Annotated in this window: 20 protein-coding genes and 1 pseudogene; 19 read left to right on the forward strand and 2 right to left on the reverse strand. The window is 43.1% G+C overall.

The genetic code is table 11. The features are described 5' to 3' along the window. Window positions 1-21 precede the first annotated feature (21 nt). Window positions 22-204, reverse strand: coding sequence for a hypothetical protein (locus tag VZ94_RS33260; protein WP_275575206.1), 183 nt, complete (start codon window positions 202-204; stop codon window positions 22-24). After that, window positions 150-605 carry a signal recognition particle receptor subunit alpha gene (locus VZ94_RS11005; protein ID WP_275575207.1) on the reverse strand — a complete coding sequence of 152 codons (456 nt, stop codon included), beginning with the start codon at window positions 603-605 and terminating at the stop codon, window positions 150-152. Before VZ94_RS11005 ends, VZ94_RS33260 begins: the two co-directional genes overlap by 55 nt. A 288-nt stretch (window positions 606-893) precedes the next feature. On the opposite strand from VZ94_RS11005, the gene VZ94_RS32010 reads away from it, so the two are divergent. From VZ94_RS32010 to ccmI, 19 genes and pseudogenes are all read left to right on the forward strand, one after another. Further along, window positions 894-1,370 (forward strand): hypothetical protein, encoded by a 477-nt coding sequence (locus VZ94_RS32010; RefSeq protein WP_338040351.1) that lies wholly within the window; start codon window positions 894-896, stop codon window positions 1,368-1,370. 40 nt (window positions 1,371-1,410) lie between these two features. Next, a complete protein-coding gene (locus VZ94_RS32015; protein ID WP_338040352.1) occupies window positions 1,411-1,695 on the forward strand; it encodes a cytochrome C assembly family protein in 285 nt (94 codons plus the stop codon). 71 nt (window positions 1,696-1,766) lie between these two features. Next, window positions 1,767-2,675, forward strand: coding sequence for a winged-helix domain-containing protein (locus VZ94_RS28845; protein ID WP_239649858.1), 909 nt, complete (start codon window positions 1,767-1,769; stop codon window positions 2,673-2,675). Beyond that, the gene (locus tag VZ94_RS30680; RefSeq protein WP_275575208.1) at window positions 2,629-3,231 is read left to right on the forward strand and encodes an RNB domain-containing ribonuclease; all 603 of its coding nucleotides are present in this window, start codon (window positions 2,629-2,631) and stop codon (window positions 3,229-3,231) included. Before VZ94_RS28845 ends, VZ94_RS30680 begins: the two co-directional genes overlap by 47 nt. After that, window positions 3,210-3,608 (forward strand): RNB domain-containing ribonuclease, encoded by a 399-nt coding sequence (locus tag VZ94_RS30685; RefSeq protein ID WP_275575209.1) that lies wholly within the window; start codon window positions 3,210-3,212, stop codon window positions 3,606-3,608. The genes VZ94_RS30680 and VZ94_RS30685 overlap by 22 nt, the downstream gene beginning before the upstream one ends. Beyond that, window positions 3,592-4,032, forward strand: a complete 441-nt coding sequence (locus tag VZ94_RS28855; RefSeq protein ID WP_239649859.1) for a S1 RNA-binding domain-containing protein — start codon at window positions 3,592-3,594, stop codon at window positions 4,030-4,032. The genes VZ94_RS30685 and VZ94_RS28855 overlap by 17 nt, the downstream gene beginning before the upstream one ends. Before the next feature lie 10 nt (window positions 4,033-4,042). Then, window positions 4,043-5,452, forward strand: coding sequence for an AAA family ATPase (locus VZ94_RS11020; RefSeq protein ID WP_045779272.1), 1,410 nt, complete (start codon window positions 4,043-4,045; stop codon window positions 5,450-5,452). A 3-nt stretch (window positions 5,453-5,455) separates the two neighbouring features. Next, window positions 5,456-6,019, forward strand: coding sequence for a hypothetical protein (locus VZ94_RS11025; protein WP_045779273.1), 564 nt, complete (start codon window positions 5,456-5,458; stop codon window positions 6,017-6,019). After that, window positions 6,016-6,756 (forward strand): 23S rRNA (guanosine(2251)-2'-O)-methyltransferase RlmB, encoded by a 741-nt coding sequence (gene rlmB, locus VZ94_RS11030; protein ID WP_045779274.1) that lies wholly within the window; start codon window positions 6,016-6,018, stop codon window positions 6,754-6,756. The genes VZ94_RS11025 and rlmB overlap by 4 nt, the downstream gene beginning before the upstream one ends. Then, window positions 6,756-7,355, forward strand: a complete 600-nt coding sequence (ccmA, locus tag VZ94_RS11035; protein ID WP_045779275.1) for a cytochrome c biogenesis heme-transporting ATPase CcmA — start codon at window positions 6,756-6,758, stop codon at window positions 7,353-7,355. Before rlmB ends, ccmA begins: the two co-directional genes overlap by 1 nt. A gap of 3 nt (window positions 7,356-7,358) precedes the next feature. After that, on the forward strand, window positions 7,359-8,018 hold the full coding sequence (gene ccmB, locus VZ94_RS11040; protein WP_045779276.1) for a heme exporter protein CcmB: 660 nt from the start codon (window positions 7,359-7,361) through the stop codon (window positions 8,016-8,018). 148 nt (window positions 8,019-8,166) lie between these two features. Next, window positions 8,167-8,952, forward strand: coding sequence for a hypothetical protein (locus VZ94_RS11045; protein ID WP_338040353.1), 786 nt, complete (start codon window positions 8,167-8,169; stop codon window positions 8,950-8,952). A gap of 106 nt (window positions 8,953-9,058) precedes the next feature. Beyond that, window positions 9,059-9,823, forward strand: a complete 765-nt coding sequence (locus VZ94_RS11050; RefSeq protein WP_045779278.1) for a heme ABC transporter permease — start codon at window positions 9,059-9,061, stop codon at window positions 9,821-9,823. Further along, a complete protein-coding gene (gene ccmD, locus VZ94_RS11055) occupies window positions 9,820-9,981 on the forward strand; it encodes a heme exporter protein CcmD (protein ID WP_045779279.1) in 162 nt (53 codons plus the stop codon). The genes VZ94_RS11050 and ccmD overlap by 4 nt, the downstream gene beginning before the upstream one ends. Window positions 9,982-10,026: 45 nt before the next feature. Further along, window positions 10,027-10,419: a cytochrome c maturation protein CcmE gene (gene ccmE / locus VZ94_RS11060; protein WP_439097730.1), complete on the forward strand. Its 393-nt coding sequence runs from the start codon at window positions 10,027-10,029 to the stop codon at window positions 10,417-10,419. 40 nt (window positions 10,420-10,459) lie between these two features. Beyond that, window positions 10,460-12,398 (forward strand): annotated as a pseudogene (locus VZ94_RS11065) (heme lyase CcmF/NrfE family subunit). Next, window positions 12,391-12,921: a DsbE family thiol:disulfide interchange protein gene (locus VZ94_RS11070; RefSeq protein ID WP_045779280.1), complete on the forward strand. Its 531-nt coding sequence runs from the start codon at window positions 12,391-12,393 to the stop codon at window positions 12,919-12,921. Before VZ94_RS11065 ends, VZ94_RS11070 begins: the two are co-directional and overlap by 8 nt. Next, window positions 12,921-13,337 carry a cytochrome c-type biogenesis protein gene (locus VZ94_RS11075; protein WP_082081570.1) on the forward strand — a complete coding sequence of 139 codons (417 nt, stop codon included), beginning with the start codon at window positions 12,921-12,923 and terminating at the stop codon, window positions 13,335-13,337. The genes VZ94_RS11070 and VZ94_RS11075 overlap by 1 nt, the downstream gene beginning before the upstream one ends. 37 nt (window positions 13,338-13,374) lie before the next feature. Further along, the gene (gene ccmI / locus VZ94_RS11080; RefSeq protein WP_052700455.1) at window positions 13,375-14,604 is read left to right on the forward strand and encodes a c-type cytochrome biogenesis protein CcmI; all 1,230 of its coding nucleotides are present in this window, start codon (window positions 13,375-13,377) and stop codon (window positions 14,602-14,604) included. The last annotated feature ends 164 nt before the right edge of the window (window positions 14,605-14,768 follow it).

The following is a 14,768-nucleotide window of genomic DNA, read 5'->3' on the forward strand; positions in this document are numbered from 1 at the left end:
ATATGTAAGCGGCCGGCCGTATCAACGATGATGACATCTAAGAATTTTTTTTTTTTTTTTTCTTAGCGGCGATAATTGCGTTTTTTTCGCTATATCAACAGGGTTTTGGCTGTCATCGCTGGGGAAAAAATCTAACGCTGAATCTTCAGCTAAGGTTTGTAATTGTTTAATCGCGGCGGGACGGTAAATATCGACGCTGACCACGCCGACTTTTTTTTCTTTTGCGTTTCTTTTAGCCAGCGGCCTAATTTAGCAACAGTGGTCGTTTTACCTGCACCTTGCAAACCTGCCATTAAAATAATCGCTGGGGGTTGAGTACGGAAACTGAGTCCTGTGCTAGCGCTACCCATGACGTTAACGAGTTCTTGATGAACCAGCTTAACCATTGCTTGGCCAGGTGTTAAGCTGCTTTGAACTTCTTGGCCTAAGGCGCCAGCTTTAACGTTGTCTAAAAAATCATTGACGACAGAAAGCGCAACATCGGCTTCTAATAGCGCCATTCTGACTTCTCGTAGCGTTTCTTTAATATTTTCTTCAGTCAGTCGGCCTTGACCGGTAATTTTTTTCAGTGTGTCGCTTAAGCGGTCGGTTAAATTTTCAAACATGATGTGTAGGGCGAATCAGGGATTAACTGGGCTAGCATAAATACACTACCAAACTTAATGTAGGTACAGGTCATTCAGAGCGTAGGACGCCGTAAATACGTCCCTGTAGGCTTGGTGGCAGCATCCATGCTGCCAACACCTACGCTCTAAAACGCCCTGTCCCTACTTGGCGTTGTTTCGCCTAAAGTTGGTAGCCCATAAATACACTAGGACTATTTAACAGGTTATATTAACATAGCCATAAACCCGTTTGCATTAGCAGACTTAACCGTACTCTCGTAAACTCTGTTGTCAATGATTTCTGTTGCTCTTGCTATTGTGTCCATTTGCAGTTATCTGGTCGGCGCAGCATTGATTCTGCGTTATTTTCAGCGTGCTGTGTTAAGCAATAAAGTCACGTATTGGGCGTGGCTGGCGGTATTAACCCAAGGTAGTTACCATGCGTATAATTTATATGCGCATCAAGGTTTTAATTTTAGTTTTTTTAACACCGCAGCCTTTGTCGCGTTAATCGTATCGCTACTATTATTGCTTGCGGCATTAACTAAGCCTGTCGAAAAGCTAGGCGTGGCAATTTTTCCAATTGCGGCCTTAATGCTGGGCTTAGAGCTGGGTTTAGATGACCAGCCTCAGCCTTTGAAAGTGTATAGTTGGGCAATGAGTGTGCATATTTTGGCGTCAATTATTGCGTTTAGCTTGCTTAATATCGCGGCGTTACAAGCGGGGTTAATTGCAGTGCAAGATTTGCAATTGAAAAAGTCATAGACCTAAACCGTTTATACAGTCGTTGCCTTCGTTGCAAGCAATGGAAGCGCTTTTATTTCAAATGCTGGCGGTAGGCTTAGGTTTTTTAACCGTATCATTAGGCAGCGGCTTTGTGTTTATCGAAGATTTATTCGCCCAACATTTAGTGCATAAAACGGTATTATCGATTGCCGCCTGGTTTATTTTTTCTGGCTTGTTATTAGGCCGCAGCATTTACGGTTGGCGTGGCAGAACGGCTATTAACTGGACGATTAGTGGTTTTGTTGTGTTGTTATTAGCCTATTTTGGCAGTAAATTTGTATTGAAATTAATTTTACATCGTTAGTTTTGCATTCTATTCGATTGGCTAAGCAGGTATGATATGAGCTAGCCAGTCTCTCTCATCATTTTAAGGTAATGACTAAACAGTCAAAAAAGAAGAACACCGCTTTTCATTCAACTCTGGATCCTTACGCTCAGCGTGAGGCCGAAAAATATGAGAATCCTATTCCGAGTCGGGAAATTATCCTCGAATTTATTGCCCATGAGGGCAAGCCATTAGCGCGTAAAGAAATTGCGCAAGCCTTTGAATTATCGTCAGAAGACCAGTTAGAAGCGTTAAGACGCAGATTACGTGCGATGGAGCGCGATGGACAAGTGTTGTTTAATCGAGAACAGCGCTATTGTTTAGTGAATAATAAAGATTTAGTCGTAGGTCGTGTGTTAGGTCATGCCGATGGCTTTGGTTTTATCCGGCCTGATGATGGCTCAGAAGATTTATTCTTATCGCCTAGAGAAATGAATCCCTTATTGCACAACGATAGAGCGTTAGTGCGTATTGTAGGCATCGATAAAAAAGGCCGTCGTGAAGCGGCTGTGGTTGAGATTTTAGAGCGTAATACCCATCAAGTTGTCGGTAAGCTCTATCAAGAAGGCGGTTTTAGTTATGTGGTGCCTAATAATAAAAATATGGCACAAACCGTGTTATTACAGAAAGACGGGCTGGCGGGTGCTAAACACGGTCAAATCGTTGTGGCAGAAATCGTTGAGCAACCGACTAAGCTACGCCAGCCGATAGGACGCGTTATCGAAGTGTTAGGCGACCATTTAGCGCCCGGCATGGAAATTCAAATGGCCATACGCTCGTATGAATTGCCGTATATCTGGCCGGACGAGGTACTCGCTGAAATAGCGACATTAACGCCAGAAGTTCCTGAACACGCCAAGCTTGGGCGCGAAGATTTGCGTGATTTGCCGCTGGTGACTATCGATGGTGAAGATGCGCGTGATTTTGATGATGCTGTTTACTGCAGAAAAAACGCCTAGCGGTTGGAAACTCTATGTGGCGATAGCGGATGTGTCGCATTATGTGCAAGTGAATACCGCGTTAGATAAAGAAGCTAAGAATCGCAGCACGTCGGTGTATTTTCCTGAGCAAGTGATTCCTATGTTGCCGGAAATTTTATCGAATGGCTTATGCTCATTAAACCCTAAAGTTGATCGCTTGTGCATGGTGGCAGAAATGCTGATTGATGTTCAAGGTACGGTTAAGCGTTCGCGTTTTTATGATGCGGTGATGAATTCTAAGGCGCGTTTAACCTATACCGAAGTGGCGAAAATCTTAGTCGAGAACGATGCTGACGTTAGCGCACGTTATGCAGAATTATTACCGCATTTACGCGATATGTATGCGTTATTTCAGGTGTTAAGACATAGCCGTGAGCAACGCGGGGCGATGGATTTTGATACTCAGGAAACACGCATTATTTTTGCCAGTAACCGTAAAATTGACAAAATCGTACCTGTCGTGCGTAACGACGCGCATAAATTGATTGAAGAGTTTATGATTACGGGCCAACAGTGCGGCGGCTACGTTTTTTAAATGGCAAAAAAATCCCTAAATTGCTTAGAATCCATGAAGGGCCTAGCGATGATAAGCTATTAAATCTTAAAAATTTCTTAGGCCAGTTAGGGTTAAAGCTAGGTGGCTCTGGCAGTCCGACGCCGTTGGACTATATGCATTTAGTCAACAAGATTAAAGAACGTCCTGATGCGCATTTAATCCAAACGGTGTTATTACGCTCCATGTCGCAAGCGGTGTACAGCCCAGAATTAAAAGGTCATTTTGGCTTAGCCTTAGACGCGTATACCCATTTCACATCACCGATTAGGCGTTATCCTGATTTACTCGTACACAGAGCGATTCGGCATTGTTTGCAAAATAAAAAGCCCACCACGTTTTGTGTATGGCGTTCCTGAGATGGTGGTGTTAGGCGAACATTGCTCGGCCAACGAGCGCCGCGCCGATGAAGCGACACGCGATGTGACTAGCTGGCTGAAATGCGAATACATGATGGATAAAATCGGTGAGGAATTTTCCGGTATTATTTCAGCTGTTACCTCGTTTGGTTTTTTTGTTGAGTTAGCCGATATTTTTGTCGAAGGCCTAGTCCATATCAGCCATTTAGGGCAGGATTATTTCCATTTTGATCCTGTGAGTCACCAACTGAAAGGAGAACGGACTAATATCTATTACCGTTTGGGTGATTCGGTGCAAGTGAAAGTCGCACGTGTCGATTTAGATGAGAAAAAAATAGATTTTGAGCTGATTCAAAAACAAAAAACGCCTAAAAAGTCTGTTGAGATAACGGCAAAGAAACGTAGAAAGCGTAAGAAATCTTAGTAGAGTTATTATGAAGCTAGATGTTACGGTTAAAAATTTAGGGCAGATTAGAGAAGCGACATTTCAAGTACGCCCTGTTACTGTGATTACCGGGCCTAATGGTACGGGGAAAAGCTTTTTTACTAAGGCGTTGTATTCGGTTTTGAATGTTATAAATAAAAATGTTTATCATCAATCAATAACCGGAACTATTAAGCAAATCCAGTTGCAATTGGATACTTTGAATGAAAGTATTAAAAACGACGTTGATATTGAAATACTAGAATCTATTAAAACTGATTTAAAACAGTTAATTTCAGAATTTGAAAGTGCTAGTTCTTGGAAAATTCAAGAGTATTTTTCATTTGCTTCCTCAAGAGTTTCTGTTATCGAGAATATGCGCAATCGCTTTAATGGGTATATAGATAGCCTTAAAATAACATTTACAAAATTAGAGCATGTCGCTAGCACTATTGATGCTCTGAATAATAATTTTGATGATTTCTTATTCAAACTAAATAATCCTATACAACATTGTGTTCATATTTTCTCTATTCAGCTGAGCAATGAACTAAAAGACAATTTTCAAATTTCGAGTTTGGCAGAGCTTATAAATTATGCCGAAGATAAATCTAAAATACATATTAATCAATTGCTTACTATTGAAATTAACGGTGTTGAAAAAATTGGTTTTGAGATTGCAGAAGATTTTATATATGAAATTGATAGATTTCTAAGTGTTGTTTACTTTGAATCGCCTGCATATTGGCGGGTTCGAGGGGCTTTGAGGCTTGCTAAGGAACACAGACCAGGGTTATTAGAAAGCATTTATCGTTTTTTCGCTGGTAAGCAAGAGAACGTGCTTTCAGGCGTCCCTAAGTATTTCTATGAACTCGATGAAGCACTTAGCGCTAAGACTAAATTAGAGCCGATTTTTATTGAAGCTAGTCAGCGTCTCAAAGATATTTTAGGCGGCGAGTTTGTTTTTAAAGGTAGTGATTTAAGTTTTAAAAACAATACAGGTAATGTAATTTCGAAAAACCTTGTGTCATTGGGCATGACGAATCTAGGCATTATTCACGCCTTGCTGAGACAAAATTTGATTACCGCCGGATCTTTTATTTTTATCGATGAGCCAGAAACTAATCTACATCCCGATTGGCAGGTGAAGCTGGTTGATGTGTTATTGCTGTTGGCTAATGCCGGTGTTAATGTTGTGATGACGACCCATAGCCAGGATTTCGCTAAGGCCTTAGAAGTCTGTATTAAGAAAATGCAGCTTAGTGCTGAGGCTTTAGATGATTTCTTATCGGTGCATTATCTTGATCACGGTGGTCAACTCTATCCATTTGAGTCGGATAATAAACTACAACAACTGATAGAAGCCAGAGAGTTACTCAGCATGGCTTACCAAGAGCTGTATTTCAGTGATTTGCACTAAGCTATGTTTGATAAGAATCCGTTTTTGTCTGCTATTCAGCACGCTAAAAGTCGTGACGGTGAGTGCGAAAGCCCCAGTGAGCGATTATTAGCCTATAAGCTAGATGATAACGATGGCATAGCAGTTGCTGTCGGTTTTCATGGCGCTATGTTGAGTAAAGTAGATTATTTTTTGGTAAGTAATCATCAAGTCCAGTTGATTGAGTTAACTGACTTAAAGGATGTGCTACTAAGCTGTCAACAGACTATTGCCAATGAATTAGAGGTACTGCGCAAGAGCAATGTTAAAACGGTATCAGCTAGAAAAGATATTATCAAATCCGTCTATAAAGAGCCAACTTACGAGTTTTGTAAGAAATGGAGCGGCTCGATTGCAGTGCTTGAGCGTATGTATCGGAAGGCCCATGAACAAGCTGATCCTAGCTATAGCCTTTTAATTGTCTGTAAAAATCATACGGATGTCATCATGCTAGACACATTAAAAAATTTATTGGTTGGCATGATGGGAAATATTGCTGTTTGTAACACCCAAAATCTTAAAGAGTGTCTTAGTCAAATCCATATATGAAAGCCAATAAACTCTACGGTCTACACTCGGTTAAATCGGTGTTAGATTATTCGCCTGAGCAAATTACTAAAGCTTGGTTAGACGGTCAGCGTCAGGATGCGCGCTTGCAAGCGGTTGTCACTGCGTTGCAAGCTTTAGGTATAGAACCCATTAAAACCGATAGAAAAAAATTGGATTCTTATGCTGACGGCAATAACCATCAAGGTATTGTCGTTGAGGTGTTATTACCTGAGCTGTTAACTGAAGCGGATTTGAAAGACAAGCTCGCTGTGTTAGAAAAACCGGCGTTGTTTTTAGTATTAGACCAAGTACAAGACCCGCATAATTTAGGCGCTTGCTTGCGTAGCTGTGATGCGGCGGGCGTTGATGGCGTCATTATTCCTAAAGATAATGCTGTGGCAATGACGCCGACGGTGTGTAAAGTGGCTAGCGGAGCAGCCGAGACGGTGCCAGTGTATCAAGTGACTAATTTAGCGCGGTGTTTACGGTTATTAAAACAACAAGGATTGTGGTTAATCGGTGCGGCGGGTGAGGCTGAGCAGACGCTTTATCAGGTTGATTTTACCGTGCCGGTCGCACTGGTGATTGGTGCGGAGGATAAAGGAATGCGCCGATTAACGCGGGAGAACTGCGATGTTTTAGTGAAGCTGCCTATGTTTGGACAAGTAGAAAGCTTGAATTTATCGGTAGCCGCCGGTGTGTTTTTATACGAAGCCGTTAGACAAAGGTTAGCGTGATGCTCAAAGCGATTGCGTTAAGCTGTATCCGTGATGATAGGATTTTGTTTGCCGAGTTGTCATTTAGTTTACAGCAAGGTCAGGTGCTGCTATTGGAAGGCAAAAACGGCAGCGGTAAGACGTCTTTGTTACGCATTTTATGTGGTTTTAGAGAAGCTGACGCCGGTGAGGTTTTATGGTGCGATGAGCGCATCGGGTCGGCTCAGTATCATGCCGATATGGCTTATGTTGGGCATTTAGAAGGCATTAAAAAAGAGTTATCGGTGCTGGAAAATTTAACCGTGGCGTTAGCCTTAAGCATACCAGGCCGTTATTCAATCGCTGAAGCGTTGGCACAAGTGCAGTTAACCGGTTATGATGATGCGCTGGTATTGGCGTTGTCAGCTGGACAAAAACGGCGTTTGTCCCTGGCGCGTTTATTAATTACCCAGCGTTTGTTATGGATTTTAGATGAGCCGTTTACGTCCTTAGACAAACAAGGCATTCAGTTAACACAGACGTTAATGACTCAGCACTGTGACCAAGGTGGTATGATTGTGATGACATCACACCATGATTTGAATTTACCCGGCGTTGATGTGCAACGCATTCGTCTTTAAACCATGTCGTTAAGCCAGGCTTTTTTTGCAATTATTCGGCGCGATTTGCTGTTAGCGTTACGCAGACGCTCAGAAATTGCCAATCCGTTGTTATTTTTCGTGTTAGTGATTACGCTATTTCCCTTGGGATTAGGCGCGAGGCCGCAGCTTATACAGGCCATTGCACCTGGTGTGATTTGGGTGTCGGCGTTATTAGCGGCGATGTTATCGTTGGATAGTTTGTTTCGGTCTGATTTTGATGATGGTTCGTTAGAACAGATTTTATTAAGCCCGTATCCTGCGTCGATTTTAATCTTGGCAAAAGTGTGTGCGCATTGGCTAGTGACCGGTTTGCCATTGTTGTTGATTGCGCCATTGTTAGCGGTGTTTTTAGGCTTGCCGAATACCGTGTTAGGTGTATTAATGCAAACCTTGTTATTAGGCACGCCAGTGTTGAGTCTGGTGGGGGCAATTGGTGTGGCGTTGACGGTTGGCTTGCGTCGAGGCGGTATGATTTTGTCGTTATTAGTGCTGCCGTTATATGTACCGGTGCTGATTTTTGCTAGTAATGCGGTGACGATGGCGAGTTCAGGTTTAGTGGTATCTGCCCAAATTAATATTTTAAGCGCTATGCTGGTGTTAGCGTTTGGTGTTAACGCCTTGGCCAACTGTGGCGGCGTTTGAAAATGAGTATGAGCTAACAATTGTTACTAGGGCAACTTTATGAATTCAACTACTTTTTTGTTCGATATTTACGCCAGCAACGGCTGAGCAGCGACAACAAAACTTCATCGACTATTGGCAGTTTAGCCAGCAACATGGCGGTGAGTTATTGGAAGCTGATAAAGACTTAGCGAAAAAGCGCGAGAAATTGCAGTATTTCCAGCAGCATCCAGTCAGGTTACGAAAACCGTTGGCTAATCCAGACGCGTTTTATCGCAACTATGTCAAAATGATTGATAAGCCCGAAGACTTAGATCGTATGACCTTAATGCTGACCAGTATTTATAAATTTGCAAGACACGAATGGGTTGGCATAAAAGGTGCTTGGGATGCAGTGCCTGATTTAGCGAGTGCCACGACGGTTGAGGACAAGATTAGCCGCGTGCATTTAGCAGAAGAATTTTGTCATTGGCGCTTATTTGATGAGATGCTTAAAACCTGCGGTTTAGACCACGTTGAATGGGTGCCATTACCGCCTTGGCAAGAGTGGTTTTATCGGCAATTCCCTAAATTACCAGGGGTTATCATGGATGGGCCAGCGTTTGTGACTGAATTAATGGGCGTGACGTATTATTTTCATTTAAACCAGTTGTTTGACGACGTATTAGCGGACGAGCCAGAGGTTTGTCAGCGATTAAAAGCGTTACTGGCTGAAATTACCATTGATGAGATTGCACATGTAGGGCAACGCCGAAATTTTTTAGGTGATACCAATACTAAAGTGTCTAAATGGTTGGTTAAGCCTTTTTATCGTTTATTTTTTGCCGATATTCCTGAAGTTGCGTTGTTATTCGATGTTGAACAAATGATAAGAGACGGCGAAGCCTTTGATTATAGCGTAGTGCCAGAAACTATGCTGGCAAAGAGCTGGCTGCCTTCGTATTGTAAAGCTTGATGGTTTTGAACCTTTTACCGAAAGTTAAGCAATACATTTTGACGGCCTTCACTAATCTGTGAAGCTTAACGGTAACAAGGTTTTCTTCTGTTTTTTTAATAATCCTATGTTTTTAATTCCTGAGCCTATTGGGCGATTTTTTCATCGTTTGGCATCGCCCCCCCATTTTTATGCGTTAACTAATCGCTTAATGCCTTGGTTGGTTGCGCTATTTTTAATCTTACTGATTAGCGGTCTCGTGGGTGGCTTGTATTTAGCGCCTGCGGATTATCAACAAGGCGATAGTTATCGCATTATTTATATTCATGTACCAGCAGCCTGGATGTCGTTATTTATCTATATGATGATGGCGATTGCCGGGGCTATTGGTTTGATTTGGCGCATAAAATTAGCTGAGATTGTCGCTATTAGCAGTGCACCGGTCGGTGCGGCGTTTACCTTTATTGCTTTAGTGACGGGTTCCTTATGGGGTAAACCTATGTGGGGGACCTGGTGGGTCTGGGATGCACGCTTAACGTCAGAGTTGATTTTGTTGTTTTTATATCTTGGCGTGATTGGCTTATACGGTGCGATTGATGATAAGAAAACAGCGTCGAAAGCCGTAGCGATTTTGGCTTTAGTGGGCGTAGTGAATATTCCGATTATTCATTATTCGGTGGAATGGTGGAGTACCTTACATCAGGGTGCAACAGTGACTAAGATGGATAAGCCATCTATTCATGTCAGTATGTTGATTCCGTTGTTGCTGATGGCGTTAGCCTTTAAGTTTTATTATGTTATCGCGATGCTACAACGCGCGAAGCTAGAGTTATTACAACGAGAACGCACGGCACAATGGGTTAAGAAATTGATTACGGAGCAAACGCTATGACATTAGCAGAATTTTTCTATATGGGCGGTTATGCGTTTTATGTATGGACGGCTTATGGTATTTGTTTCGTTGTATTACTCGCGACCATGATTTTGCCGATGATTAAACGTAAGCAGTTGTTGCGTAAACTCGCATTAAAAGAGCAAAGACAACTATGATGATGAAGCCTGCAAGAAGACAACGTTTTGATTTTAATCGTGTTAATGGTCGCCGGTATTGCAGTCGCCGTTGGTTTTGCGTTGAAAGCGTTTAACGAAAATCTAATGTACTTTTTTTCAACGTCTGATGTGCTAGCCGGTAAAGCACCTAAGGAAACTTTGTTTAGATTAGGTGGTATGGTGGTGAAAGGCTCAGTTGAACGGCCTGATAAGGGTTTAATGGTGAGATTTAAGCTTACTGACTTTAGCAAAGATGTCACTGTTGAATATACCGGTATCTTGCCCGACTTATTCCGCGAAGGCCAAGGTATTGTTGCGAATGGCAAGCTGGATAGCCGGGGTGTGTTTGTCGCCGAAGAGGTACTTGCTAAGCATGATGAGAATTATATGCCGCCGGAAGTGAAGGCGAGTTTGAAAAAGCAGGTTGAGCAGCAATGATAGCTAAACAATATATTAACTTCGTTAGATTTCAATCCTCATGATTCCCGAACTCGGTCATTTTTCTCTTATTCTCGCTTTATGCATGGCATTGGTGTTAGGTACGGTGCCGCTGATCGGCGCTTATCGCGGTATTAGCCGTTGGATTGCATTGGCGAAACCTGCAGCATTTGCTGAGCTATTATTTGTCGCGCTAGCGTATGGCTGTTTGACGTATAGCAGTTTAACGCATGATTTTTCAGTCGCGTATATTGCGAAAAACTCTAATACCGCATTGCCGACCTTATATTTAATCTCTGGCGTATGGGGTGCGCATGAAGGCTCGTTGCTATTATGGGCTTTAGTGTTGGCGTGTTGGACGGGATTAGTGGCTAAGTTTAATAAAGCGATTCCCGATGCGACACTGGCTAGAATTTTAGGCATTATGGGCTTAGTAGCGGTCGGTTTTTTATTGTTTTTGCTATTAACATCAAATCCGTTTGTGCGCTTATTTCCGATACCGGTAGAAGGGCGGGATTTAAATCCGTTGTTACAAGACCCAGGCTTAGCGATACATCCACCGATGCTTTATATGGGCTATGTCGGGTTTTCTGTTGCGTTTGCCTTTGCGTTGGCGGCTTTATTAGAAGGCCGACTCGATGCCGCTTGGGCGCGTTGGTCAAGGCCTTGGACGAATATGGCTTGGATGTTTTTAACGTTAGGCATTGCCTTAGGCAGTTGGTGGGCGTATTACGAATTAGGTTGGGGCGGTTGGTGGTTCTGGGACCCGGTGGAAAATGCGTCGTTTATGCCGTGGTTGGTGGGTACGGCGCTTATGCATTCCTTAGCGGCGACTGAAAAACGCGGCGTTTTTAAAACCTGGACGGTGTTATTAGCCATTTTTGCTTTTTCTTTAAGCTTATTAGGCACGTTTTTAGTACGTTCTGGCGTATTAACGTCGGTACATGCCTTTGCTAGCGACCCAGCGCGTGGTTTGTTTATTTTAGTATTTTTGGCGGTAGTCGTAGGTGGCTCATTATTGATTTATGCGATACGTGCACCTTATGTAAAAAGCAGCGCGACGTTTGCGATAACGTCTAAGGAATCAGTGATTTTATTGAATAATGTGTTACTGGTGGTCACAGCGAGCAGTATTTTATTGGGTACACTTTATCCTTTAATCATTGATGCGTTGGGTTTGGGTAAGATTTCGGTTGGCCCACCGTACTTTAATGCCGTGTTTATCCCGTTAATGGCACCATTAGCGCTGGCAGTCGGTTTAGGTGTACTGTTGCATTGGAAACAAGATAATTTATTGGGTTTAACAACCCGTTTACGTTGGGTGATTGCAGGCTGTGTCAGTTTAGGTTTTGCATTACCGTTATTGATGCCGTTTTATTCTTGGCTTGCTGGGCTAGGTTTGACGTTAGCGTTATGGAGTGCTGCGATTGCCGTACTGGCATTTTGTTGAGCGCTTAACAAATCGCGAATTTACTTGGCAACGAGTCCTAAGTATACCGGCTGGATTTTACGGTATGACGCTGGCGCATTTAGGTATTGCCGTATTTATAACCGGCATTACGTTAACCTCCATTTATAGCGTAGAAAAAGATGTGCGCATGGCCGTGCATGAAAAGCTAGATTTATCCGGTTATGTGTTTGAGTTTCATGGTGTAGAGGAAACTCAAGGCGTTAATTTCGCCGCCGAGAAGGGGCGAGTGACGGTCAGTTATGACGGCAAGCAAGTCGCTGAACTTGCGCCTGAAAAACGAATTTATCGCGTACAAACCATGCCGATGACAGAAGCAGGCATTGATGCAGGGTTGTTTAGAGACTTATTTGTCGCTTTAGGCGAGCCCTTAGACGAGCAAGGCGCGTGGAGTTTACGCATTTATTATAAAGCGTTTATTCGCTGGATTTGGTTAGGCGCGGTATTTATGGCCGTGGGTGGGCTGTGTGCGGCATGTGATAAGCGTTATCGAGTAACTAAACATGCTTAAGTATATTATCCCATTAATTATTTTCATTATTATGGCGGTGTTTTTAGCTATTGGATTACATTTAAATCCAAGCGAAATCCCGTCACCGTTGTTAAACAAACCCGCACCGGTGTTTTCGGCTAAGCAGCTAGATGTGCCTGAACAAGTATTAACTCCTGATGACTTAAAAGGGAAAGTATGGTTGTTAAACGTGTGGGCATCGTGGTGCGTGTCTTGTCGGCAGGAACACCCGGTGTTGAATGAATTTGTTAAGCAGCAGCCCGTAACGCTTATTGGATTAAATTATAAAGATGAACCTGACGCTGCTAAACAATGGCTAGCTGATTTAGGCAATCCTTACACGATGAGTATTATGGATAATGACGGTCGCATAGGTCTTGATTGGGGCGTGTATGGTGTACCTGAAACCTTTGTGATGGATAAAAAAGGTGTAGTACGCCATAAACACACTGGGCCTGTGACCATTCAGGCTGTTCAAGACGAATTGTTGCCTTTAATTTTGCAATTGCAAGCGGAGCCGTAATGAGATTATTGCTATTACTAAGTCTGTTATGCCCGGTGACTACCGCATTAGCTATTGATACGTTGCGTTTTGACAATGCTACTCAGCAAGCGGAGTATGAAAATATTACCTCTGAGCTACGGTGTTTAGTCTGCCAAAATCAAACCATAGCCGATTCTAATGCCGAGCTTGCCGCCGATTTGCGTAGACAAGTTTATGAAATGTTACAACAAGGCCGTAGTCAAGACGAGATTTTGCGTTTTATGACCGATAGATATGGCGATTTTGTTTTATACAACCCACCGTTTAAAGCGAAAACCGGTGTGCTTTGGTTAGGGCCTGTTGCTTTTTTAATAGTAGGCTTAATTTCAGTGGGTTTAGTGATAAAGCATAAACGCAAGACTAAACCGGAACAAGCGGTTACCAGCCTGATTTAGCTAATATCCGTCGATTGTTAGATGAAGGAGAAGAGGTTTGACCGCGTTGTTTATATGTTTAATCGCTGTGATGTTGCTAACAGCATTGGCAATGCTGTTATTGCCGTTGATTAAGGTGCCGAAAGTCAACGAGATAAATATAGCCGAGCAAAATATAGCTATCGCAAAAAGCCAGTTGCAAGAGCTAAAGCAGCAAAAAAACGCAGGTGTGTTATCTGACGACGATTACCAACAACAGCGACAAGAGTTAGAGTTAAGCCTTGCTGATGATTTAGCGGTTACTAAAGTAGTCGAGGCTACACAAACACAAGGCCGCTGGTTAATGCCTGTGTTATGTTTGGCAATACCGGCATTTTCTTTATTGTTATACAGTCGCATCGGTGATTTTCAAGCATTAGAGCCTACGCCAGAAATGCTGGCGCAACCAAAGGCTACACCGAGTGCCGAAGACATTAATAGAATGGTTGCCAAGCTTGCCGAGCGCATGAAAACTGACCCTGATAATGCTGAGGGCTGGTATATGTTAGGCAAGTCGTATAAATATTTACAGCAATTTCCTAAGGCAGCTGATGCTTATGCACATGCTTATCAGTTGTTAGGTGAGCGTAGCGACGTCATGTTGGAATATGCTGAAGTGTTGGCATTAGCTAATCATGAGCAGTTTAGTGGAAAACCCGCCGAGCTGGTATTAAACGTATTAGCACGCGAGCCAGATAATGTTTCTGCCTTATGGTTTGGCGGGGTTGTTAAAGCTCAGGCAGGGCAGGTGCCAGAAGCGATTAAATTATGGCAAAAACTCTATGACTTATTACCTAAAGATTCGGAAGCGCAACAACAAGTCAAAGCGATGTTGGCAAGCGTAAATGCCACGCCTGGTGCGGGTACATCTGAACCTGTGCCACCAAAAGAATCAAAGGTAGCTAGTGAGATTCACTTAAGCGTTGCTATCGCAGCCGAGTTAAAAACTAAAGTAAGCGCTAATGATACTGTGTTTATCTACGCCCAAGCGGTTTCAGGCCCAAAAATGCCTTTAGCGGTAGTGCGTAAAACAGCTGCTGAACTACCCATTCAAGTCGTGTTGTCCGACGCGCTGGCGATGTCACCTATGTATAAGTTATCGATGTTTCCAGATGTTAAGTTGATTGCGCGCGTGTCAAAAACCGGTAACGCGGTTTCTGCACCTGGGGATTTAATCGGCACTATCGAGTCGGTTAGTAGCCAAGACAGCAGTCCTCATTCACTGTTGATTAATTCTGTTGTAAAGTAAATGTTAGGCTACCAACTTAAGACGGGACAATACCAAGCCTGGGCAGGGTGTTTAGAGCGCAGGTGTCGGCAGCAGGGATGCTGCCGCCAAGCCTACAGGGATGTATTTACGGCGTCCTCGGCAACTGCTCCTGCGTTGCTAAGCCACATGGATGTGGTGAATGC

This window comes from Methylocucumis oryzae (assembly GCF_000963695.1).
Lineage (GTDB): Bacteria > Pseudomonadota > Gammaproteobacteria > Methylococcales > Methylomonadaceae > Methylovulum > Methylovulum oryzae.